General features: G+C 60.0%; 20 protein-coding genes and 1 pseudogene. 8 read left to right on the top strand and 13 right to left on the bottom strand.

The genetic code is table 11. The annotated features are described in order from the left end of the window. Positions 1-82 precede the first annotated feature (82 nt). From BLR16_RS03010 to BLR16_RS03000, 3 genes are all read left to right on the top strand, one after another. Complete coding sequence (locus BLR16_RS03010; RefSeq protein WP_004413716.1) at positions 83-376, top strand: metal-sensing transcriptional repressor; 294 nt, start codon at positions 83-85, stop codon at positions 374-376. 7 nt (positions 377-383) lie between these two features. After that, positions 384-1259, top strand: coding sequence for a nickel/cobalt efflux protein RcnA (locus BLR16_RS03005; protein WP_003364402.1), 876 nt, complete (start codon positions 384-386; stop codon positions 1257-1259). A gap of 177 nt (positions 1260-1436) precedes the next feature. Beyond that, a complete protein-coding gene (locus BLR16_RS03000) occupies positions 1437-1862 on the top strand; it encodes a VOC family protein (protein WP_003364399.1) in 426 nt (141 codons plus the stop codon). A 54-nt stretch (positions 1863-1916) separates the two neighbouring features. Here the strand turns inward: BLR16_RS03000 and BLR16_RS02995 are convergent, their stop codons facing one another. Continuing rightward, positions 1917-2789, bottom strand: coding sequence for a LysR family transcriptional regulator (locus BLR16_RS02995; RefSeq protein WP_003364397.1), 873 nt, complete (start codon positions 2787-2789; stop codon positions 1917-1919). A 98-nt stretch (positions 2790-2887) separates the two neighbouring features. Continuing rightward, positions 2888-3796 carry a LysR family transcriptional regulator gene (locus BLR16_RS02990; protein WP_003364395.1) on the bottom strand — a complete coding sequence of 303 codons (909 nt, stop codon included), beginning with the start codon at positions 3794-3796 and terminating at the stop codon, positions 2888-2890. Between the two features lie 107 nt (positions 3797-3903). Here BLR16_RS02990 and BLR16_RS02985 point away from each other — a divergent pair, with 107 nt between their 5' ends. Together BLR16_RS02985 and BLR16_RS02980 are read left to right on the top strand one after the other, a co-directional pair. Beyond that, entirely contained in the window at positions 3904-4722 is an 819-nt protein-coding gene (locus BLR16_RS02985) for a phytanoyl-CoA dioxygenase family protein (protein ID WP_003364393.1), read from the top strand. 87 nt (positions 4723-4809) lie between these two features. Further along, positions 4810-5778: an ABC transporter substrate-binding protein gene (locus tag BLR16_RS02980; RefSeq protein ID WP_074806515.1), complete on the top strand. Its 969-nt coding sequence runs from the start codon at positions 4810-4812 to the stop codon at positions 5776-5778. 92 nt (positions 5779-5870) lie between these two features. On the opposite strand, the gene BLR16_RS02975 is transcribed toward BLR16_RS02980, so the two are convergent. Next, the gene (locus tag BLR16_RS02975) at positions 5871-7724 is read right to left on the bottom strand and encodes an ABC transporter ATP-binding protein (protein WP_092194089.1); all 1854 of its coding nucleotides are present in this window, start codon (positions 7722-7724) and stop codon (positions 5871-5873) included. 79 nt (positions 7725-7803) lie between these two features. Continuing rightward, a complete protein-coding gene (locus BLR16_RS02970; RefSeq protein WP_004413707.1) occupies positions 7804-8430 on the bottom strand; it encodes a TetR/AcrR family transcriptional regulator in 627 nt (208 codons plus the stop codon). Between the two features lie 110 nt (positions 8431-8540). On the opposite strand from BLR16_RS02970, the gene BLR16_RS02965 reads away from it, so the two are divergent. Then, entirely contained in the window at positions 8541-9746 is a 1206-nt protein-coding gene (locus BLR16_RS02965; RefSeq protein WP_024663665.1) for an MFS transporter, read from the top strand. Between the two features lie 21 nt (positions 9747-9767). Here the strand turns inward: BLR16_RS02965 and BLR16_RS02960 are convergent, their stop codons facing one another. The 8 genes and pseudogenes from BLR16_RS02960 to BLR16_RS02925 form a co-directional block, all read right to left on the bottom strand. Further along, entirely contained in the window at positions 9768-10694 is a 927-nt protein-coding gene (locus tag BLR16_RS02960; protein ID WP_074806180.1) for a PfkB family carbohydrate kinase, read from the bottom strand. Further along, a complete protein-coding gene (locus BLR16_RS02955; RefSeq protein WP_004413701.1) occupies positions 10684-12153 on the bottom strand; it encodes a purine-cytosine permease family protein in 1470 nt (489 codons plus the stop codon). Before BLR16_RS02955 ends, BLR16_RS02960 begins: the two co-directional genes overlap by 11 nt. Before the next feature lie 160 nt (positions 12154-12313). Then, positions 12314-13327, bottom strand: coding sequence for an ADP-ribosylglycohydrolase family protein (locus tag BLR16_RS02950; RefSeq protein WP_074806183.1), 1014 nt, complete (start codon positions 13325-13327; stop codon positions 12314-12316). Next, the gene (locus tag BLR16_RS02945) at positions 13324-14043 is read right to left on the bottom strand and encodes a GntR family transcriptional regulator (protein ID WP_003364375.1); all 720 of its coding nucleotides are present in this window, start codon (positions 14041-14043) and stop codon (positions 13324-13326) included. Before BLR16_RS02945 ends, BLR16_RS02950 begins: the two co-directional genes overlap by 4 nt. Positions 14044-14231: 188 nt before the next feature. Then, a complete protein-coding gene (locus BLR16_RS02940) occupies positions 14232-14708 on the bottom strand; it encodes a thioesterase family protein (RefSeq protein ID WP_074806186.1) in 477 nt (158 codons plus the stop codon). A 107-nt stretch (positions 14709-14815) separates the two neighbouring features. Continuing rightward, entirely contained in the window at positions 14816-15781 is a 966-nt protein-coding gene (locus BLR16_RS02935; protein WP_074806189.1) for an L-carnitine dehydrogenase, read from the bottom strand. 57 nt (positions 15782-15838) lie between these two features. After that, entirely contained in the window at positions 15839-16726 is an 888-nt protein-coding gene (locus BLR16_RS02930) for a 3-dehydrocarnitine:acetyl-CoA trimethylamine transferase CdhC (protein WP_003435538.1), read from the bottom strand. A 74-nt stretch (positions 16727-16800) separates the two neighbouring features. After that, positions 16801-17745, bottom strand: a pseudogene (locus tag BLR16_RS02925) (choline ABC transporter substrate-binding protein). A gap of 193 nt (positions 17746-17938) precedes the next feature. Between BLR16_RS02925 and BLR16_RS02920 the strand changes: the two are divergent. Then, positions 17939-18883, top strand: a complete 945-nt coding sequence (locus BLR16_RS02920) for a GlxA family transcriptional regulator (protein ID WP_024663660.1) — start codon at positions 17939-17941, stop codon at positions 18881-18883. A gap of 174 nt (positions 18884-19057) precedes the next feature. Here the strand turns inward: BLR16_RS02920 and BLR16_RS02915 are convergent, their stop codons facing one another. Beyond that, complete coding sequence (locus BLR16_RS02915; RefSeq protein ID WP_003347707.1) at positions 19058-19972, bottom strand: LysR family transcriptional regulator; 915 nt, start codon at positions 19970-19972, stop codon at positions 19058-19060. 310 nt (positions 19973-20282) lie between these two features. Here BLR16_RS02915 and BLR16_RS02910 point away from each other — a divergent pair, with 310 nt between their 5' ends. After that, a complete protein-coding gene (locus tag BLR16_RS02910; RefSeq protein WP_074806192.1) occupies positions 20283-21305 on the top strand; it encodes a zinc-dependent alcohol dehydrogenase family protein in 1023 nt (340 codons plus the stop codon). Positions 21306-21486: the final 181 nt, after the last annotated feature.

Here is a 21486-nt window from a genome sequence, read left to right as displayed (position 1 = left end):
TCCAATCCTGCATTACCTTTGACTCTATCCTCCCTGGGGGGATAGAGTGCCGGTCTGAATTGTCCAGGCCAGAGCTCAAGCCATGAGTGAACACGACCACCCCCACGGCCATACGCACCAGTCCCACATAGCTGTTATCAAGCGCCTGAAACGGGCCGACGGCCATTTGCGCAGCATCATCACCATGATCGAAGACGGGCGCGAGTGCGTGGACATCGCCCAGCAGCTGCACGCGGTCGAGAAAGCGGTGTGCCAGGCCAAGCGAACGTTGATTCAGGATCATATCGATCACTGCCTTGAAGACACGCTCGGTTCACTCGCCAAGGGCGAGCGGGCACCGCTGGAAGCCTTCAAGCAAATCACCAAATACCTCTAGGTCTCACATGCCCAACTTCGTCGAGCTGTTACAGCAAGGGGGGTCGCACGCCTGGCTGTATTTCCCCAGTGCCATTTTGCTGGGCGCGTTGCACGGGCTGGAGCCTGGGCATTCAAAAACCATGATGGCGGCGTTCATTGTGGCCATTCGTGGCTCTGTGAAACAGGCCGTGATGCTCGGCGTCGCCGCTACCGTTTCGCACACCGCCGTTGTCTGGCTGGTGGCAATCGGCGGGATGTATCTGGGCCAGGGGCTGGATGCTGAAACCACGGAACCTTACTTCCAGCTCGGGTCATCTGCCGTGATCATCGCCATTGCATTGTGGATGCTATGGCGCACCTGGCGTGGCGAGCAGTTGTATAAGGTCGAAAGTGCCAGGCTCAGTCACGGGCATACAGGCCATGGCCATGAGCACGGCGTGGACTCCCATGAGCACGAGCATGGTCACAATCACAGCCATGACCACAGTGATCTGGACGGCTTGAACCTGAGCGCCGAAGGCTATCAGGACGCCCATGAAAAGGCCCATGCCGACGACATTCGCAAGCGCTTCATCCATCGCGAGGTCAGCAATGGCCAGATCCTGATGTTCGGCTTGACCGGGGGGCTTATCCCTTGCCCAGCAGCCATCACCGTGTTGCTGCTGTGCCTGCAGGTGAAGCAGGTCACCTTGGGCGCGATGATGGTGATCTGTTTCAGCCTGGGTCTCGCCGTCACGCTGGTCACCGTTGGCGCTGCCGCCGCCATCGGTGCGCGAAAAGCCTCGAATCGTTTCCCCTGGCTCAGTGCAGCTGCTCGACGCGCACCTTACCTGTCCAGCGTCCTGATTATCTGTGTCGGGATGTATGTAGGGATCAACGGCTGGATCAGCCTGCATTCGTGAGCTGGCCTGGTGCTTGAGCGTGGCCGCTATCACAAAAATAATTTGTGAATCTTTAAAATATATATTGATTTTTATTGGTATCGCCCGGCCTTAGCATGAGTGGAACTTGAATAAGTCGCCGGACAGCGAGCACGCTGTCAGGCTCACACGCCACCAAGAGCTGCAATCGGAGTCCTGATGAGTCTTTCTCCTTTCCACCTTGCAATCCCGGTTTATGACCTGGCCGCGACACGTGCCTTCTACGGTGAAGTGTTCGGTCTTTCCGAAGGGCGCTCCAGCGATCAGTGGGTCGACTTCGATTTCTACGGGCACCAGTTGGTGATTCATGAACACCCGAAAACCGCCTCTCAAGAGAGCGTGCACAGCAACCCGGTAGACGGTCACGACGTGCCGGTTCCGCACTTCGGCATCATTCTGGAATGGGCTCAGTGGGAAGCTCTGGCCGAGCGCTTGAAATCCTTCGGCACCGAGTTCGTCATCGAACCCTACATTCGATTCAAGGGGCAGGTGGGTGAGCAGGCCACCATGTTCCTGTTCGATCCCTGCGGTAATGCGCTTGAGTTCAAGGCGTTCAAGGACATGAGTCAGCTGTTCGCAAAATAGTAAAAAGCCTGGCGCACACTATGTTGCGCCAGGCCTGCTAGAGCGGGAGCAGCGCTAACGAGTCAGAGCGTGTTCGTTGATCAGTTGGACCAGCGCGGTTACCGGTTCGGTCAGGCTGCGGCGAGCGCGATGTACCAGCCCGATATCGCGATGGAACGTATGCTCTTTCAAGTCGATAGAGCGCACACCGGCGTGCCATCTCTGCAGGGTTGCCGTTTCCGGAACCAATGCGACGCCGACGCCGTTGGCGACCAGTTTCATAATCGCATCCAGTTCATCGAGCTCGCAGACTTCGCGCAGCGAGACATGGGTCTGGCGCAGGAACCTATCGACCTGTCGGCCACCAAATGACGATCGATCGTAACGAATGAATGGATGAGCCGAAATCAGTTCGGCCCAGTCATCCCCCTGCATGTCAGCTGGCACGATAAGGCGATAGGGTTCACGGACCAGCGTTGTCCAGCGCAAGTCGCTTTGCAGTGAGAAGGGCGGGCGGATGATCGCTGCCATGTCGATCTCGCCAGCGTCCACCTGATTGACCAGGTCCATGGACAGGCCGGGAATGACGCGCGTCCTGCACGCGGAGAATTGCTGATGAAACCGAGCCAGCGCTTCCGGTAGAAAGGAGCGTTGTACAGAGGCAATTGCGCCGATGGTCACCAGCACGCTCGCGGGTAGCCCTACTGTCGTAGTGCCGAGGCTGCTGAACTGGCGCACCAGATCCTGACCTTGTAACAACACCTGCTGCCCCATGCGGTTGAGCTGGGCTGAACGTCCTTTTCGGTCGAACAGCTCGACGCCCAGTTCAGCTTCAAGGCGCTGCATCTGCGCACTGACAGCGGCCTGGGTGAGCCCGATCTTGCTGCCCGCCGCAGCGAACGTGCCTTCTCTTGCCACGGCGATAAACGTTTTCAGTTCTTTGATCATGGGCAAAGAATAATTGTATTTTTGCTAAAAATGCATTTGTTTATTTTGTTGTTGGCGGGTTGTCGCCGCTTCAGCGTCATAGGCGCCCGGGCGCTGCCTCAGACAAAAGGTACTCTTTCCTGGAACCAGGCAACGGCCTGATTTTTGAATGCTTCGGCGGGAGGCGTTAACGGGTAGCGCTGATCGTAGGCCAGTACGATGCGCTGGGTGGGCAGCGTTTCGCGTATCGGGCGACACACCAAGGGCTGACCGTCGTAGCTGCGGTCGCCGAAGGGCCTGGTATAGGTCAGGGAAACACCGAATCCGTTGGCGACGAGGCTGCGCTGAAACTCGAAGCTGTGGGTGCGCTGGAGGCTTTGAGGCGACAGTCCATGCATGTTGAACAGGTCCAGCACGTGCTGCCAGCTGTGGACCTGATCAGTAACTACCAGATTGCCTTCACTGAGTGCTTGCAGACTGACATCGGGCTCGTTTGCCAATGGGTGATCAGCCGCCAGCAGGGCATGGGCAGTCAATTGACGCAACTCGATACACGCCATGTTTGCCGGCAGCCCCAGGTCGTAGGTCAGCGCCAGCTCCAGAGTACCTTCGGCGAGGCGCTTGCCCAGATAGTCGAAGCCGCCTTCGCGCATGTCGACCCTCACTCGCGGATGTTCCTGTTGCAGGCGCCTGAGGATCTGCGGCAGGCAATAGGGTGCCAGGTCCTCGTAACAACCCAGTACCAGCTCTCCGGAAAAGTCGTTGTTGTCGCTGCCGATGTCTGAAAACGTCCGGGCTTCGGCCAGAACCCGCCTGGCCTGGGCCATCACTGTGCGCCCGAAAGGCGTAAGCGATACGCCCAGTCCGCGTTGACGAACAAACAGCGGCTGACCAAAAAGCTGCTCGAGGTCGGTAATCGCCGTTGAAATTGACGGTTGGGAAACATGCAGCTCTTCGGCCGCCAACGTGAGATTGCCGTGTTTGGCGGCAGCGAGCGCATAACGGAGTTGTCGCAGACTGAACTTCATAAGAATTTCTTGGGTGATAAATCAATACATATTATTTTATCTTCGCTGTGTGTCATGAAATATTTGCCCTTGCCCACATTTATTCTTCTCCGAGGGAGTTTCAGGTCATGACACAACATTCGTTTGCCCTCACGACAGAAGACATTGAGGCCTTTCAGCGCGATGGCGCAATTTGCCTGCGCGGCGTTTTCCGCGACTGGATCGGCACCATTGCCGACGGAATCGAGCGCAACCTCGCCGAGCCGGGTGCTTACGCCAGCCGTTACGTCGAGAAGGATGACAAACCGGGCGGCTTTTTCGACGACTATTGCAACTGGCAGCGGATTCCAGAGTTTCGCGCCATGGTCGAGGATTCACCGGCAGCGTCTGTCGCGGCTGCCGTGATGCGCTCCAGATCGGCACAGTTTTTTCATGATCATGTTCTGGTCAAGGAACCCGGCGCGCAGAAGGCCACGCCATGGCACCAGGACATCCCTTACTATTTTGTCGAAGGTAGCCAGAACGTGAGTTTCTGGATCCCCGTGGACCCGGTGCGCGAGTCGACGCTGCGGCTGCTTGCCGGCTCACACCGTTGGGAGAAGGGCATAAAACCGGTGCACTGGGCCGATCAAAGCGATTTCTACAAAGATGCTGGCGGGTACCGCGACGCGCCGGATCCAGATACTGATACCGAGCAAGGCCTGCAGGTACTGGAATGGGAGATGCAGCCGGGCGACGCGGTGCTGTTCGATTTCCGTACCGTGCATGGTGCTAGAGGCAATGCGTCGGCTCAGCGCCGTCGTGTCTTGTCGCTGCGCTGGCTTGGCGACGATATACGTTACTTCGAGCGTCCAGGACGGACCTCTCCACCGTATCCAGGGCATGCGATGCAGACCGGTCAGAGACTGCGCGAAGATTGGTTCCCGACGATACATCAAGGAGCTTGAGTTTCATGTAGATGAAACAGGTTCGCCACTGATGTGACGAGCATTTGCACTGCCATAACCCTGTTCACTGTGTTGGAGCGTGCGATTGTGAAGATCAGAAAAAACCTTACCGCCACACTGATTGCTCTCGGGCTGTTTGCCGGCAGTGCTGCAAGCCAGGCCGCCGGTTGGTGCGAGTCGGGTAAACCGGTCAAATTTGCCGGGCTCAATTGGGAAAGCGGCATGTTGCTCACCGACATGCTGCAGATATTGCTCAAGAACGGCTATGGCTGTGCGATCGATACATTGCCAGGCAACTCCATCACCATGGAAAGCGCCTTGAGCAATAACGATATTCAGGTACTGGCGGAGGAGTGGATCGGGCGAAGCGAGGTCTGGAACAAGGCGGCGGACAGTGGGAAGGTAGTCGGTGTGGGGGCACCGATTATCGGGGCCACCGAAGGTTGGTATGTGCCACGTTATCTGGTCGAAGGCGATGCCAAACGCAACCTCAAGCCCAAGGCTCCCGATCTGAAGAAGATCGCCGACCTGACCCAGTACGTGGCGCTCTTCAAGGACCCGGAAGAACCGGACAAAGGCCGTTTCTACAATTGCCCGGCGGGTTGGACCTGCGAGTTGGAAAACAGCGAGATGCTTAAGAGCTATGGCCTGGAAGCCAGTTATACCAACTTCCGCCCGGGTACAGGCCCGGCGTTGGATGCTGCCGTTTTGTCGAGCTACAAGCGGGGCGAGCCCATTCTTTTCTACTACTGGTCGCCGACGCCGTTAATGGGACAAGTCGATCTGTTGAAGCTGGAAGAAAAGCCGGGCGTCGATAAGAAAATCAGCATTCAGGTAGGGCTTTCCAATGTCTTTCACGAGCAGGCACCGGAATTGGTAGCCGTTCTGGAAAAGGTCAATCTGCCGATCGACCTGTTAAACCAGAACCTGGCCCGCATGAGCAAGGAGCGTATCGATTCACCCAAGCTGGCGAAGATATTCTTCAAGGAGCACCCGGAAATCTGGCACACCTGGGTCAGTGACGCTGCTGCCAAAAAGATCGAAGCAACGCTTTAAGGCAAGAAAGGGCATGGATGCCCTTTCTCTTATCGCCGCTGGAGTGCTTGCGTACGCCACCAGCGACCTGGCCGGGCTATTGGTCAGTCTGCCTAATCGATGATATCGGCCACACCCTGATCCTCCCCGAGAAACCCGCCGCTCTGGTGCTGCCACAGCCGCGCATAGGTACCGTTTCTGCCCAGCAGTTCGGCGTGAGTGCCTTGTTCGATGATGCGGCCGTCGTCCATGACAATCAGCCGGTCCATGGCGGCAATCGTGGACAGACGGTGGGCGATGGCGAGCACCGTCTTGCCCTGCATCATTTCATCGAGGCTTTCCTGGATTGCCACTTCGACTTCCGAGTCCAGCGCACTGGTGGCTTCGTCGAGCAGCAGGATCGGGGCGTTCTTGAGCATCACCCGGGCGATGGCGACGCGTTGGCGCTGGCCGCCCGACAGCTTGATACCGCGCTCACCCACCAGCGTGTCGTAGCCACTGTGGCCTTGCTTGTCGCTCAGCTGGCTGATGAACCCGTCGGCTTGCGCACTCGCCGCAGCGCTACGGATTTGCTCATCGGTCGCATCGGGACGTCCGTAGGCGATATTGTCGCGAATGGAGCGGTGCAGCAGCGAGGTGTCCTGCGTGACCATGCCGATGGCGCTGCGCAAGCTGTCCTGAGTAACGTGCGCAATGTCTTGCCCATCAATACTGATCGAGCCCTTGTCCACGTCATAAAAGCGCAGCAGCAGGTTGATGAGCGTGGACTTCCCGGCGCCGGAGCGACCCACCAGGCCGATTTTTTCACCTGGACGAATGCTCAGGCTCAGGGCATCCAGTACCTGGCGTTCGCCGTTGTAATTGAAGCTCACGTTATCGAAGGTGACCGCGCCGCCTCGGGTGACCAGAGCCTTCGCGTCCGGCGCATCCTGAACCTTGGGACCGCGAGTCAAGGTTTGCATGCCGTCCTGGACGGTGCCGATGTTCTCGAATAACGAGGTCATCTGCCACATGATCCAGTGCGACATGCCGTTGATGCGCAACGCCATGGCGGTGATCGCCGCAACCGCACCGGTGCCGACCTGGCCCTGGTGCCACAGCCACAGGGCGTAACCGCCAGCACCCATGATCAGTGCGACCACCAGGGCCTGATTGACGATTTCGAACTGACTGACCAGACGCATCTGGCGCAAGCCGGTGAGCTTGAAGTCCTCCATCGCCGCGCGCGCGAAATGCGCTTCACGCTTGGAATGGGAGAACAGCTTTACTGTGGTGATGTTGGTGTAGGCGTCCGAGACACGTCCGGTCATCGATGAGCGCGCGTTGGCCTGCTCCTGCCCGACCTTGCCCAGGCGTGGTACGAAGTAGCGCATGGCCAGACCGAACAGCATCAGCCAGACAAGGAAAGGCAGCATCAGCTTCAAATCGAAGGCGCCGGCCAGGGCAATGATCGCGATGAAATAGACGCCGATACCGGGGACGATTTCGATGATGGTGAACAGCACCTCGCGCACCGACAGCGCTGTCTGCATCACCTTGGTGGTGACGCGGCCGGAGAACTCATCGGAGAAGAAAGACAGGCTTTGCCGCAACATCAATCGGTGGAAGTCCCAACGCAGCCGCAGGGGCAGGTTGATCGCCAATACCTGGTGCTGCACCATCGTGCGCAATGCCACCAGCACGATGCTGCTCAGCAATACCAGGCCAATACCCCACAGCACGCTGCTTTCCTGCGCGGCCGTATCGCCGCCAGCCTGCCACGTGGACAACAGATCCACGACCTGCCCGAGGAAGGAAAACAGCCAGGCTTCGTAAATCGACACACCGGCACACAGCAGCGCAAACGCAAGGATGTAACCGCGTGCCCCTCGCGTGCAGGCCCAGAGAAACCGTGCCAGGCCGTCAGGTGGTGGTGGCACTTCGTCAGGCGGGAAGGGGTCAAGCCATTTTTCAAACGCGCGAAGCATGGTGTTCTCCAAAAAAAACAGTGCAAAGAGTCTGGCGTCCTCGACGCCTCCCGAACCTCTTCCATATTGAGCTTCAGGGTCAATGATTGTCGGCAACACTGCCCAGGCTGTCCCACAGTCTCATCACCTGGGTCACTGCGGCGTCCAGTGTGGCATGTGGGACACCGTCGCGCGCCAGTGTAGACAAGCCCAGAAGAAAACTGTCAAACACGGCCGCGAGCGTTTCCGGTATTACCGTTGCGGGCAATTCACCTGCCGCAACGGCGCGCTGGATGCAGGCCACGATACCTGTGCGGTTCAGATCCCTGGCCCGAGCAAGGGGTTCGGAAATGGCCTTGCTCTCGTCCGAGCAGGCGCTCATCAGCCCCAACGCCACCAGACACCCTTTAGGATGCCCAGGCTCACACTGCATTTTCGCTGAGTGACGAAGGGTGATTTCAATCGCGTCTCTGGGCGGCAGGGTCGTATCGAACAGGCTGTCGGTGACTCGGCCGTAGGTGTCGAGGTAGCGCTCCATCACTTCATTGAACAGGGCGTTTTTAGAGCCAAACGCTGCGTAAAAGCTCGGCGCCGTGATGCCGCCACCTATGTTTGCCTTGAGCTGGCTTAGGGAAGTTGCGTCGTAGCCGTGCTCCCAAAACAGGTGTAGCGCCTGGGTGATCGCCAAGTCACGGTCAAATGTACGCGGACGCCCCAGCTGTGCCATGTCGAGTCTCCTATGGAATTACTTAAATACTAATCGATACATAAGTCATTGACCACCTGACTCCATCTGCCTATATTTGTACCGATCAGTATATTAGTGAGGGTTTTTCAATGATTACAGATGAGAAGCAGGGCGAAACACTCCCGTTGGGGGCGTTGCTGGCGCTGGCAATGACGGGTTTCATCTGCATTGTCACCGAGACTTTGCCGGCAGGTTTGTTGCCGCAGATCGCCGACGGGTTGGAGGTGTCCGCATCGTTTGCCGGGCAGATGGTGACTGTTTATGCGTTGGGCTCATTGCTGGCCGCCATTCCGCTGACGATCGCGACGCAAAGCTGGCGGCGCAGGACGGTCTTGCTGGTGACGATTGCCGGCTTTCTGGTTTTCAACAGCGTCACTGCGTTGTCGTCCAGTTACGGACTGACGCTGATCGCAAGGTTTTTCGCAGGCGTCTCGGCGGGGCTGGCCTGGAGCCTTATCGCCGGGTACGCGCGGCGCATGGTGGTCCCGCAACTGCAAGGCCGTGCACTGGCCGTGGCGATGGTCGGTACGCCCGTTGCCTTGTCGCTGGGCGTGCCTCTGGGAACCTGGCTTGGCGGGTTCATGGGTTGGCGCATGGCGTTTGGCTTGATGTCCGGGATGACCGTGCTGCTGATCATCTGGGTGCTGGTCAAAGTGCCGGACTATTCCGGCAAGTCCTCCGCACAGCGCATGGCGTTACGTCAGGTCTTTTTCACGCCCGGCGTACGCTCGGTGCTGGGCGTTGTGTTCACCTGGATGCTGGCTCACAACCTGCTTTATACCTACGTCGCTCCCTTCGTTTCCGCGGCGGGGCTGGCGAATGATGTGGACCTGGTATTGCTGGCATTCGGGGTCGCCGCACTGGCCGGCATCTGGGTCACGGGACGGCTGGTTGATCGACATTTGCGCAAGACAGTACTTGCCAGCCTGGCAACATTCGCAGCGGTGTCAGTGTTCTTCGGCGTGTTTTCCGGCTCTGCACCGGCTATTTACGTCGGTGCTTTTATCTGGGGACTGACCTTCGGTGGCGCCGCCACACTGCTGCAAACCGCGCTCGCCGATTCGGCAGGTGAGGGCGCAGATGTCGCGCTTTCGATGAATGTCGTGGTCTGGAACAGCGCCATCGCAGGCGGAGGGCTACTGGGTGGCGTGTTGCTTGGCCAATGGGGAGCAGGTTCCTTTCCTTGGGTCTTGCTGATGCTGTTGTTGCTAAGTCTGGTGATCGCACTGCGCGCAGGTGCTCATGGTTTTGCACGGGGCAGCCGGCTGGACCGGGAGTGTGGTCTGGCTGGTTGAGCACAGCGAGCTCAAGCCAGCCTAAAAATCGGCCCCCACCAGCGCATCTACCTCCTCACGGCCAGGCGCCGTCGCCGGCCCCCGGCGTGTGACCGCAATCGCTGCTGCCGCATTGGCGCGCAGCGCCGCGCGGTCGACACTGCTGCCTCTGGCCAACTCGGCCAGCAGCACACCCGCGTGGGCGTCGCCGGCTCCATTGGTGTCGATTGCCGTGACGGCAAAGCCGGGTATGTGTCGCGTCTGTCCGGCATGGTGGACCCAGCAACCTGCGGGGCCGTCACGAATCACTATGAGCGCATCTTCGCGCAGAATGGACGCCAGGTGGTGGAGCGCGTCGGCGGGCGTCCGGGTTTGCGTGAAGCGCAGGGCTTCTTCGCAGTTGCTGGACCATACGCTGATAAGAGGAAGTACGGCGCGCATCTCGACGCCATGAAGCGCATCAACCAATGGGCCTGGGTCGAATACCACTGTAGTGCCGCCGGGCAATCCGTCCAGCCAGGCGAGCAGGGCCGTGACCTTGTTTTTGTGTGCCAGGCTGTAGCCGCTGACAACTACGTAATCTTCGGCGCTGACCTGCACGCCCTGCAGGTCATCGGCAGACAAACCACCTTCAGCGCCCACATAGGAGATGAACGACCGCTCGGCCGAGGCTTCTACCAGGGCAACGGCCAGGCCGGTATCCTCTCCGGGAACAGGCATCGTAGCAATCTCCACACCTTCGTCGCGCATGGCCTGGCGAGCAAGGTCGCCGAAGCGGCCCTGGCCATGGCGACCCAGATAAACCGTAGGCAAGCCATTGCGGCAGGCAGCGGCCATCACATTGAAGCCGCCTCCGGCCTCGAACGTGGCGCTGCTGGCCAGTACATCTCCGCCCGACGGCGGCAGGTGGTCGATGGCCATGACCAGGTCAACCACGACCTGGCCGGTGTAGAGCAATTTAGCGGGCATGGGCAGCCTCTTCGGTAACGACACGGCGATCACGCGCCCCGCCGAGCAGCGCATACAGGCCACCGGCGACAATGAAGGTCACGATCCAGCCCAGGCCGTTATGACCCAGCCAGGAATCGGCGAGAAAACCTTTGAATAGCACATGCTCCGGGGTGGTAGCCACGGTGGTGAAGCTGAAGCCGAGCACGATAGCCAATGCCCACGAGCCCAGCGCGCGCCATTCGACACCGCCGCGATACCAGTAGGCGCTCTTTGGGGTCTGGTCCAGCAGGTCGTGTGGGGAGTAGATGTGGCGATGCAGCAGGTCGACGACAAAGATGCCGACCCACGCGGTAATGGGCACCGCCAACATCGAGATGAACGTAATGAAAGGGCCGTAGAAACTGTCGGCGATCAGCATGAAATAGATCGAGCCGGCAAAGATCGCGATGATATCGACGATGACTGCGTGTACTCGCTTGACCTTCAGGCCGAGGGTCAAGGTGGTCAGGCCGGCCGAGTAGACCGACAGGTTATTGGACAACAGCAGACCGCCGAACGCAGTGATCAGATAGGGCACGGCCATCCAGGTGGGCAACATTTCGCGAATGGCGATGATCGGGTCGGTGGCTGACGCCAGATGATCGTTGCCCACCGACAGCAAGCCGCCGAGGGTGATCAGCAAAACCAGAGGGATCCCTGCGCCAAATGCCGCCGAGGCCACCAGTCGAGTGGCCTTCACGCTGGCGTGCTGATAGCGCGACATGTCGGCGCCCGCGTTGGCCCAGCCGATACCCGTGCCGGCGGCCATGGTGCCGACGCCAATGATCATGGCACTCAGTGGCGCTGCCGGCGCGTCGAAGACCAGGCTCCAGTCGATGTGGGTGAGTAGAAAGCCACCGACCACCAGGTTCAGCGCGCCAAACAGGTAAGTCGCCCATTTCTGGATGACCAGCAGAGTGGCATGGCCCAGGCCCGAGACGGTAAGGGTCAGCAGCACGAACAAGGCGATGAACAGCAGGGTCAGGCCAGGCGAGTTTTTCGCCTCCACGGGGGTGCCGAAAAGTATCGCGAACAGTGACAGCAGGACAAACGCGGCGGTGGTGGTGTTGACCGTTTCCCAGCCCAGGCGCGACATCAGTGAAACCAGCGTGGGCCCGATATTGCCTCGCACCCCGAAAATGGCCCGGGACAGCGTCAGGCTCGGTGCCCGCCCGCGGCGCCCGGCAATGGAGATAACGCCGACCACGGCGAACGAGCCGGCGGCACCGAGAATGGCGACGATGATTGCCTGCCAGATGGCCAGCCCCTGAAACGCTACCAGGGTGGCACCCAGCGGCAAGCCCAGGATGCTGATGTTGGCGGCGAACCAGACCCAGAACAGTTGCAGCGGGTGGCCGTTGCACTCGTTTTCAGGAACCGGCTCGATACCGCGGGTTTCCAGCTGACCCGCACCTTGAGAGGCGGACGATGTCGTCATTTGCGTTGCTCCTATTGCCTTTATTGTGGTTGTGGCAGTACGTCAGCAGGTGCAATCCAGTGCAAATTGGCTATTCCGAAATCGGGTCAGCCAGATCGCCACTCCGAAGGCTGAGGGCGAGGGTGATCTCGTTCACAGTGAGCGAGCACAACCCGGTCTATCAACCGGTGCGCAGGACCAGCAGTTGTTCGACCAAGGGCGCGAGATCGAGCGCGTTGACCGCATCAATTTGCTCGATCAGCGCCGCCGGCCAGGCTTGCATGCCATTGCAGGCACCCAGCATGGCGCCAAGAATGGCGGCAATCGTGTCGGTGTCACCGCCCAGGCTGGCCGCCATGCACACTGCATCGAACGGACTGAGCTGGCTGCTCGCCACGCGGTGGGCGAGGGTGAAGGCAGCGACCACTGATTCCTGTGAGGCGACCGAGGTACCAATCACATCGTGCACCCGGTCGGCCAACTGTTCGTCTGTGCAGTCAGCGCACAGTGCCTTGGCCCATTGAATGCGCGCGGCGATACGCCCACCCGCAACCCAATGACCATGGCGTTCGGCACTCAGGGCTACCTCAGTACCTATCTCCAGAGCTTCGGCCAGGGGCGTGCCATTGATCCCGGCGGACACCACGGCCGCGACGGCTGCCGCGCTGGAGATGCCCAGCGTGGTGTTATGGGTCACCTGACAGGCTTGCACCACCAGCGCCATGAAGGCCTCGCGGTTGCTCACGTCGGCTGCGATGCCCGCCGGTGTAATACGCATTGCCGCGCCATTGGTGGTGCCAAAGCGGCCAGCTTCTTCGGGGCTGTGGCCGTCAATGATCATTTCAATCGCGCGCTTGGTCGAAGGCCCCAGCAGGTCGTAGGAGCCCTTGGCTTTCATCGCGGCTTCCCACTCGATCAGGCTGTGGGCCAGGGCTGTCGGGTCGATGCTGCCGCAGCCGGCCACCAGCAACTGTGCCACCAGGATCGCCTGCTCGGTGTCATCGGTGATGGCGCCCGCAGGCATGTTCGGTGCGATCGGCTGGTCGGCATCGGCACCGATCAGCGTATTGATACGGCCATAGCGTTGCAGGATCAACGCGCGCGGCAGCGACTGCGTCGGCATGCCCAAAGCGTCGCCCAAGGCCAGGCCATAAAAGGCACCCAGGCCTCGGTCTTGCAGAAATGTTGCGCTCATGTGGACGATCCGAAGGCGAGGTGAAGGCGAAAATGCACGGGGTCCAACAGGCTCTCTACGTGCTCCATAAAACGTTCACGGCGGTCAAAGGTCGTGCGCACGGCCTTGAGAAACACCGTGCCGGGCTCGCGTGCAAGCAGCACGGCATCATCACGGTTCAGAGGCCCTGCACCGATCCACTGATCGCCCTTGTCGCCGATGAAGCCGTGGGCGGCCATGGTCACTGTCAGTGACTGTTCCAGCAGACCGTTTTGCGGCAGGTTTTCCAAACCATCGACCGCCGGGATCAAGGCGCGCTCCAGGGAAACGATACTGCCATCAGCGGCGATACGCCGGCGATCCAGGGCCACCAGGCTGGAAGTGCCGAGGCGCACCTCCATGTCGGGCCGTTGCACCGCCACCAGACGCAGGATCTCCGTACGCACGCCAGCACCTGTGTCGGCCAGGGCCTGAGCCCAGCCGGCACGCTGGTCCAGGCTGAAGCCGTCGTAGGTGACGATCGAGCCCACGCCGGTCTGGGTGGCAATGAAGTTACGCCGCTTGAGCTCGGACAACGCCTCGCGCAGCGTGCCGCGGCTGACGTTGAATTCCTGGGCCAGAAGATTTTCCCCGGGAAGCAGGGCGCCGGAGCTCATCTGGCCGCTTTCGATACGGCGGATCAGCTCATTGATCACCTGGGTTTTCTTGTCGAATCGAACCTGTCTAGTCATGTACATTTTATAGTTGCATGTTGGATCAGAATGCAAGCTGTTTTTGTGCGAATTGATATGCGAGGCACCAATGTTTAACGGGTTACGCGAATGATGCTCGCAGTTCGACAAGTCACCTCGCGGTCACACGCTCTCCAGTGCCATTCAAGGCAGTCCGATGCGGGCCAAAACTTTGGCAGTAGGGGGCTTTTCGATTATTTTCCTGTGTGCAACCCGATCACTCGGCCGAGGAGTTTGGGCCTCGGCAGATCGGACTGCCCGGCGCTTATAGCTTCAAGTCTTTCCTTTGTTGCCTCGGTAAACATCGTTGCATGCGGGCCGCTCAGGTCGACGTGCAACAGCATTTGCTCATTGCCGGCCAGCTCCATGTCATCACCTGCCAAATGCAGGCTGTGATAGAGATGCACGCGCTTGGCGTCGTGGGCGATCAGTTGGGTATGCACCTCGACCTCGGCGCCGAGTTTCACTTCGTGCAGGTAGTTGAGGTGCAGTTCCAGGGTGAACAGCGAGTGGCCGCTGGCTTCGCGGTTATCGCTATCCAGTCCCAGGGCGTCCATCAGCCCGTCAGTGGCGTAGCTGAAGATCAGCAGGTAGAACGCGTCACGAAGGTGGCCGTTGTAGTCGACCCAGTCGGGTTGGACTCGGGTGGTGTAGGTGGTCAGTGCAGGCATGTCGGAGGATTCCGGGTCAGTTCTGATCAAATGAGGTAACTGGCGTGCTTTGCAGGGTGATGGAAGACTCACAGCCACTCACTGGAGGCAAGCCAGCTACCGTAGGTTCATTCCGCGAAGCTCATGCCATGCCTGGCCTTGGTAGTCTTTACCGCCTCCAGCACGGCGAGCAAGCAATCGTCACGGTAGCGCTCCAATGCCGAAATACTGTGTTTACCCAACTGGTCAGTGGTGCCGTCGACCACATCGTCGATCAGTTTGTCGGTCAGTTCCGGTGCCGGCAGGTAGGTCCACGGCAACTGCAGTGCCGGGCCGAACTGCGTCATGAAGTGGCGCATGCCTGCATCGCCACCCGCCAATGTGTAGGTGAGAAAGGTGCCCATGAACGACCAGCGCAGTCCGGCGCCGAAGCGAACCGCATCATCGATTTCACCGGTGGTTGCCACGCCGTCATTGACCAGGTGCAGCGCCTCGCGCCATAGCGCTTCGAGCAAGCGGTCAGCGATAAAGCCGGGGACTTCCTTGCGCACATGCAGCGGGCGCATACCGAGTGATTCATAGACCTTGATTGCCGCCTGTATGGCCGCCGGAGCAGTATTTTTGCCGCCCACCACTTCCACTAACGGCAGCAGGTACACCGGATTGAACGGGTGACCGACTACGCAGCGTTCCGGGTGCGCGGAGCCTTCGTAGAAGTCACTTGGCAACAGGCCGGACGTACTTGAACCAATTAACACATTCGGCCTGGCCGCCGCGCTGATTCTGCGGTGCAGATCCAGTTTCAGTTCCAGGCGTTCCGGGGCGCTTTCCTGAATGAAGTCGGCGTCGCTGACACATTCCTCGATGGTGGCCACGAAGCGCAGGCGGTTCTGGGATGCACCGGGTACCAGACCCTGTTGTTCCAGCGCACCCCAGCAATTGGCGACACGGTTACGCAACGCTGCTTCGGCGCCGGGCGCGGGGTCCCAGGCGACCACATCCAGTCCATGGGCGAGGGCGCGGGATACCCAGCCACTGCCGATGACGCCGCTGCCAAGAGCGGCGAAGGTTTTGATTTCAGTGATAAAGCTCATGGCGACGATCCTGAAGAGTGCGGTGATTCAATCACAGGGTTTTATGTCCTGAAGGCATTAGCCGCGCTTGGCAAGGCCCATCCTGATGCGGCCTTCTGCCGGGGTCATGACTCGTGCGCCCAGGCGGCTGAGAATTTCACTGGCGCGTTCCACCAATTGACCGTTGGTGGCGAGCACGCCCTTGTCCAGCCACAGGTTGTCCTCCAGACCGACCCGGACGTTGCCGCCCAGCAACACCGCTTGCGCGGCCATCGGCATCTGCATGCGGCCAATACCAAAGCCCGCCCACACCGCATCGGCGGGCAGATTATCGACCATGGCTTTCATGGTGGTGGTGTCGGCGGGTGCGCCCCATGGAATACCCAGGCACAGCTGGAACAGCGGGTTGTCGAGCAGACCTTCCTTGATCATCTGTTTGGCGAACCACAGGTGGCCGGTGTCGAAGATTTCCAGCTCGGCCTTTACGCCCAGCGCCTGGATACGTCTGGCGCCGGCGCGCAGTTGCGACGGGGTGGACACGTAAATAGTGTCGCCGTCGCCAAAGTTCAGGGTGCCGCAGTCGAGGGTGCAGATTTCCGGCAGCAGTTCCTCGACATGAGCCAGACGTGTCATTGGGCCGACCAGGTCGGTATTGGCACCAAACTCCATCGGGCGTTCACCGCCGCCAATCTCCAGATCGCCACCCATGCCAGCGGTGAGGTTGACGATGATGTCGATGTCGGCCTCCCGAATGCGCTCCATCACTTCGCGGTACAGCGCCACGTCGCGGCTGAATTTGCCGGTGTGCGGGTCGCGCACATGACAGTGCACCACGGTGGCACCGGCTTTGGCGGCCTCAACCGCGGCGGCCGCGATTTGCTTGGGCGTGACCGGTACGTGAGGGCTTCGGGCGGTCGTGTCGCCAGCACCGGTGAGTGCGCAGGTGATGATGACGTCGTGGTTCATGGGGTGGCTCCTTACAGGCGTGAGGATGCCGTTCGCGACGATGGATGATCGCGAAGCGGCCGTTCAAAATCAGGTTATTGGCTGCTCAATTGGAGATTTGCCGCAGCCGGTTTGCCGTCGAAGGTGGTGACGCCCTCCAGCCAGCGCGCCTGGTCTTGAGGATGGTCTTTGAGCCACTGTCTGGCGGACTCGAGAGCATCCTTGTGATCCAGTAGCGGCTGCATCATCCGGCTCTCGTCGGCGGCGGTGAACGTCAGGTTAGTCAGCAATCTATGCACGTTGGGGCACTGTTCGGCATAAGTCGGCGAAGTGACCGTCCACACCGTAGCCATGCCCTCGTTCGGGCCCAGGGCGTCGTCGCTGCCATTGAGGTAAGTCATCGCCACGTTGACGTTCATCGGGTGCGGCGTCCAGCCGAAAAACACCACGGCTTCCTTGCGGCGTACGGCACGGTCCACGGCGGCGAGCATGCCGGCTTCGCTGGACTCCACCAACTGGAATTTGCCCAGGCCGAACTGGTTTTTGGCGATCATCGCCTTGATCTGGGTATTGGCGCCTGAACCAGGCTCGATGCCGTAGATTTTGCCGCCCAGTTCCTTCTCGAACCTGGCGATGTCGGCAAAGGTCTTCAGGCCCTTGTCCGCCAGGTAAGTCGGCACGGCGAGGGTGGCGCGAGCGTCTTCCAGGCTCGGTTTGTCGAGCACTTTGACCTTCCGTGCCTCGACAAACGGCGTGATGGTCTGGGTCATCAACGGGTTCCAGTAGCCCAGAAAAAGGTCCAGGCGCTGGTCGCGGATGCCGGCGAAAATGATCTGCTGGGAAGCGCTGGTCTGTTTGGTCTTCTAACCGAGGCCGTCGAGCAACACTTGGGTCATGGCGCTGGTTGCGATCACGTCAGTCCAGTTCACCACACCCATGCGCACGTTCTGGCATGAAGCGGCATCAGCCGCCATTACATTGCTGCTCAAGAGCGCGCTGGCGCTGAGTGCAAGCACGCTGCAACTAATCAGTCGGTTCATGGTGGGGCCCTCGGCAGATCGTTATTGTGGGGTGTCGGCGTCTTTGTGCACCGTGGAAACAAATTACCCTGCCTGGAGGGCGGCCAAGCGCACTGCAGCGACCCGCTTTTGCACTGCGGCGACCTGCCCCTTGAATGTGCCCATGAACGGGAGTATCAACGTGCCACGCTGCAGGTCCGAGGAGAGCGTTACCATGGCCCAGGATTTCTATTTTTTGCTGATGCCGGGGTTCTCGGCCATCGGCTTTATCTCCGCGCTGGAGCCCTTGCGGGTGGCCAACCGCTTTGGTGGCGAGCTGTACCGCTGGCACGTCCTCAGCGCCGACGGCGGCGCGGTACAGGCGAGCAACGGCATGTCGGTCAACGCCGACGCGGCGCTTGAATCGCTGAAAAAAGGCGCGACCCTGCTGGTGGTGGCAGGCTTTGAACCGCTGCAGTTCGCCACGCCGGCCCTGCAGCAATGGCTGCGTCGCCTTGATCATGAAGGCGTGACCCTGGGCGCCATCGACACTGGCGCCTGCGTGCTCGCTGAAACCGGCTTGCTCGATGGCCATCGCCTGACCCTGCATTGGGAAGCCATCGAAGCGTTCAAGGAGTCCTATCCACAGCTCACCGTGACCCAGGAACTGTTCGAGATCGACCGCCGCCGCATCACCTGCGCAGGGGGCACAGCGTCCATCGACCTGATGCTCGACCTGATCGCCCAGGCGCACGGCCCCGAGTTGGCGATTCAGGTATCCGAACAATTCGTACTGGGCCGCATCCGCACGCGCAAGGACCACCAACGCATGCAGATCGCTACGCGCTATGGCATCGCCAACAAGAAGTTGGTGCACGTGATCGGAGAGATGGAACAGCAAACCGAACGCCCCCTCAGCACGCTGGCCCTTGCCGAAGCGATCAACGTCACCCGGCGCCAGCTGGAACGCTTGTTTCGCCTGCACTTGAACGACACGCCGAGCAACTTCTATCTGGGCCTGCGCCTGGAGAAAGCCCGGCAACTGCTGCGGCAAAGCGGTCTGAGTGTGCTGGAAGTGAGCATCGCCTGCGGGTTCGAATCGCCGTCGTATTTCACTCGCAGTTATCGAGCACGTTTTACGAAATGCCCTAGGGAGGATCGGCGGCGGGAGGGGATTTGAGTCTTGTTTTCAGGGGGCGAGGTTGGGCTTTGCGTAGGCGGGTTTTGGTGTTGGCTATAGCTGTACTCTTCGGCTGGTGTTGGTAGCAGTGGAAGTAGGAGCGCCAATTTGAGTGATTATGTTCGTGCGTTTAGCGGGGGCTGTAGATGTCTAGGCGATAGGGTGTTAATTCGTTTAGAGGCTATCCGGATCCCCAAAAAACATCTGAATCCGCGACCTCAACCAACGCTCCCCCGGATCATTATCCTGCGCGCCGCGCCAGGCCATGTGCAGTTCGAACGTTCGGGTTTCAATCGGCAGGTCCTCAGAGCGCACGCCTCCTGCTGCGGTCAGCACTTGCGCCGCATAGTCGGGCACGGTGGCGATGATGTCGGTGCCGGTCAGCAGTGTCGCCAGGCCGTTGAACTGGGGCACGGCGAGGACGACGTGGCGTTTGCGGTCGAGTTTCTCGAGGTGTTCGTCGATGAAGCCGCTCAGGTCGCCGGCGAAGGAGACCAGTGCGTGGGGGCGGGCGCAGAAGTCGTCGAGGCTCAACGGGCCGGGTATCGAGTCGGCGCGCAGCAGTTGCGGCTTGCTCCTGCGCAAGACCTTGCGCTTGGCGTTGGCGGGCAGGTCCTGGGTGTAGCTGACGCCGACGGAAATCTCCCCGGAGGCGAGCAGGGGCGGCATGAGGATGTAATTGACTCGTCTGACCACCAGCACAATGCCCGGCGCTTCGGAGCGCAGACGCTTGAGCAGGGTGGGCAGCAGCGCGAACTCGACGTCATCGGACAGGCCGATGCGGAACACCGAGGTGCTGGTCGCCGGGTCGAACTCTGAGGCACGGCTGACCGCTGTCGAGATGGAGTCGAGTGCCGGGGAGAGCAGGGCGAAGATTTCCGTCGCTCGGGCGGTGGGCTCCATGCTGCGCCCGGTGCGCACGAACAGTGGATCATCGAACAGGCCGCGTAGCCGCGACAGCGCAGCGCTGATTGCCGGCTGGCCGAGAAACAGCTTTTCCGCCGCACGTGTGACGCTGCGCTCATGCATCAGGGTCTCGAAAACGATGAGCAAATTGAGGTCGACGCGACGCAGGTCGTTGCGATTCATGCGGAATATCTCGGGCCATTTGTCGGTTGAGGACGTGAGCAGGGTGCGATAGTACGAGCAAATGCGGGTCGGGCGCAGCGAAAATTACTGTGAGGGTTACTGAATGTCCACACGGCTTGCAATGTTTCGTCGACATGCGAACAATGGCGGCCACTACGCGCATCGACGCCCAGACGCTGTCTGGCTGCGCCGTGCAGCGCACAGGACACAATCGATGACAGGCATGTCGACTATTAATAGCCACCGATGGTGTTGCCGGCAATGCCCGGATAAAGTTTGTGGCATCAAGGTTCACCAGGCGAGGTTCTAAATGTCCCGCACGATCCGTTTTCACCAGTTTGGCCCGGCCGAGGTGCTCAAAGTCGAAGAGCATCCTGTCGCGTCGCCTGTCACCGGCGAGGTGCAGGTGCGTGTTCAGGCCATCGGTGTCAGCTGGTACGACGTTCTTTGGCGGCAAAATCTCGCATCTACCCATGCCCGGCTGCCTGCCGGTCTGGGTTATGAGATGGCTGGCGTGATTACCGCGCTGGGCGACGGTGTAGATGATCTGCAAGTAGGCGACAAGGTTGCCAGTTTTCCTGCGGCCGATGCCAACCAGCACCCGGTCTACGGCGAATCCATCGTCATGCCGCGCCGTGCATTGACCCGCTACCCGGAGGCGTTGACGCCGGTCCAGGCCAGCGTGCATTACACGCCGTATCTGGTGGCGTACTTTGCATACGTTGATCTGGCGCGTATCAAGTCCGGTCAAACCGTACTGGTCACCGACGCCAGCCACTGCTCCGGCCCTGCATTCGTGCAGTTGGGCAAGGCACTGGGGGCTCGGGTTATCGCCGCGACCAAGACCGAGGATGCTCGTGAGTACCTGCTGTCACTGGGCGCTGAAAAAGTGGTGGTCACCGAAGAACAGGACTTGTTGATGGCGATCAACAAGTACACCGACAACCGTGGTGTCGATGCCGTCTTCGATGGCCTTGGCGGTCCGCAGATGTCGATCATGGGCGATGTGCTGGCGCCGCGTGGCAGTCTGGTGCTGTATGGCCTGCAAGGCGGTAATCAGACGCCGTTTCCGGCCTGTGCCGCTTTCCAGAAGAACATCCAGTTCTACGTGCATTGCCTGGGCAATTTCACCGGCAAGCCCGAGCTGGGCATTACCCAGGATGAGGCCGCACTGCAACGCGCCTTGCAGCAGATCAATCAGATGACCGCCGACAAGGTATTGGCGCCGTTGCAGACGCGCAGCTTTCCGTTCGAGCAGGTGGTGCAGGCGCACCGTTACATGGATGTCTGCCCGATTGGCGGGCGTGCGGTGCTGGAAGTCGAGGGGGTCTGATTCATCACCTCCTGTCAGCGCTCGTTATTGAAAAGCCTTCCGAACGGAAGGCTTTTTGCATTCCGCATCGAAAAAGAACACCACGAATTAAACACTTCTGAATAATGCCCTGTCAGTTTTTCTGGAAGTGGGGTAGCCGTGAATGAATATTAAAAAGAGCATCGCAGCGGCAGGGCTGTCT

The organism is Pseudomonas sp. BS3767, assembly GCF_900099665.1.
GTDB lineage: Bacteria > Pseudomonadota > Gammaproteobacteria > Pseudomonadales > Pseudomonadaceae > Aquipseudomonas > Aquipseudomonas cerasi.
The sequence above is the reverse complement of the archived record's forward strand: the minus strand, read 5'-3'. Positions and strand labels throughout refer to the sequence as shown.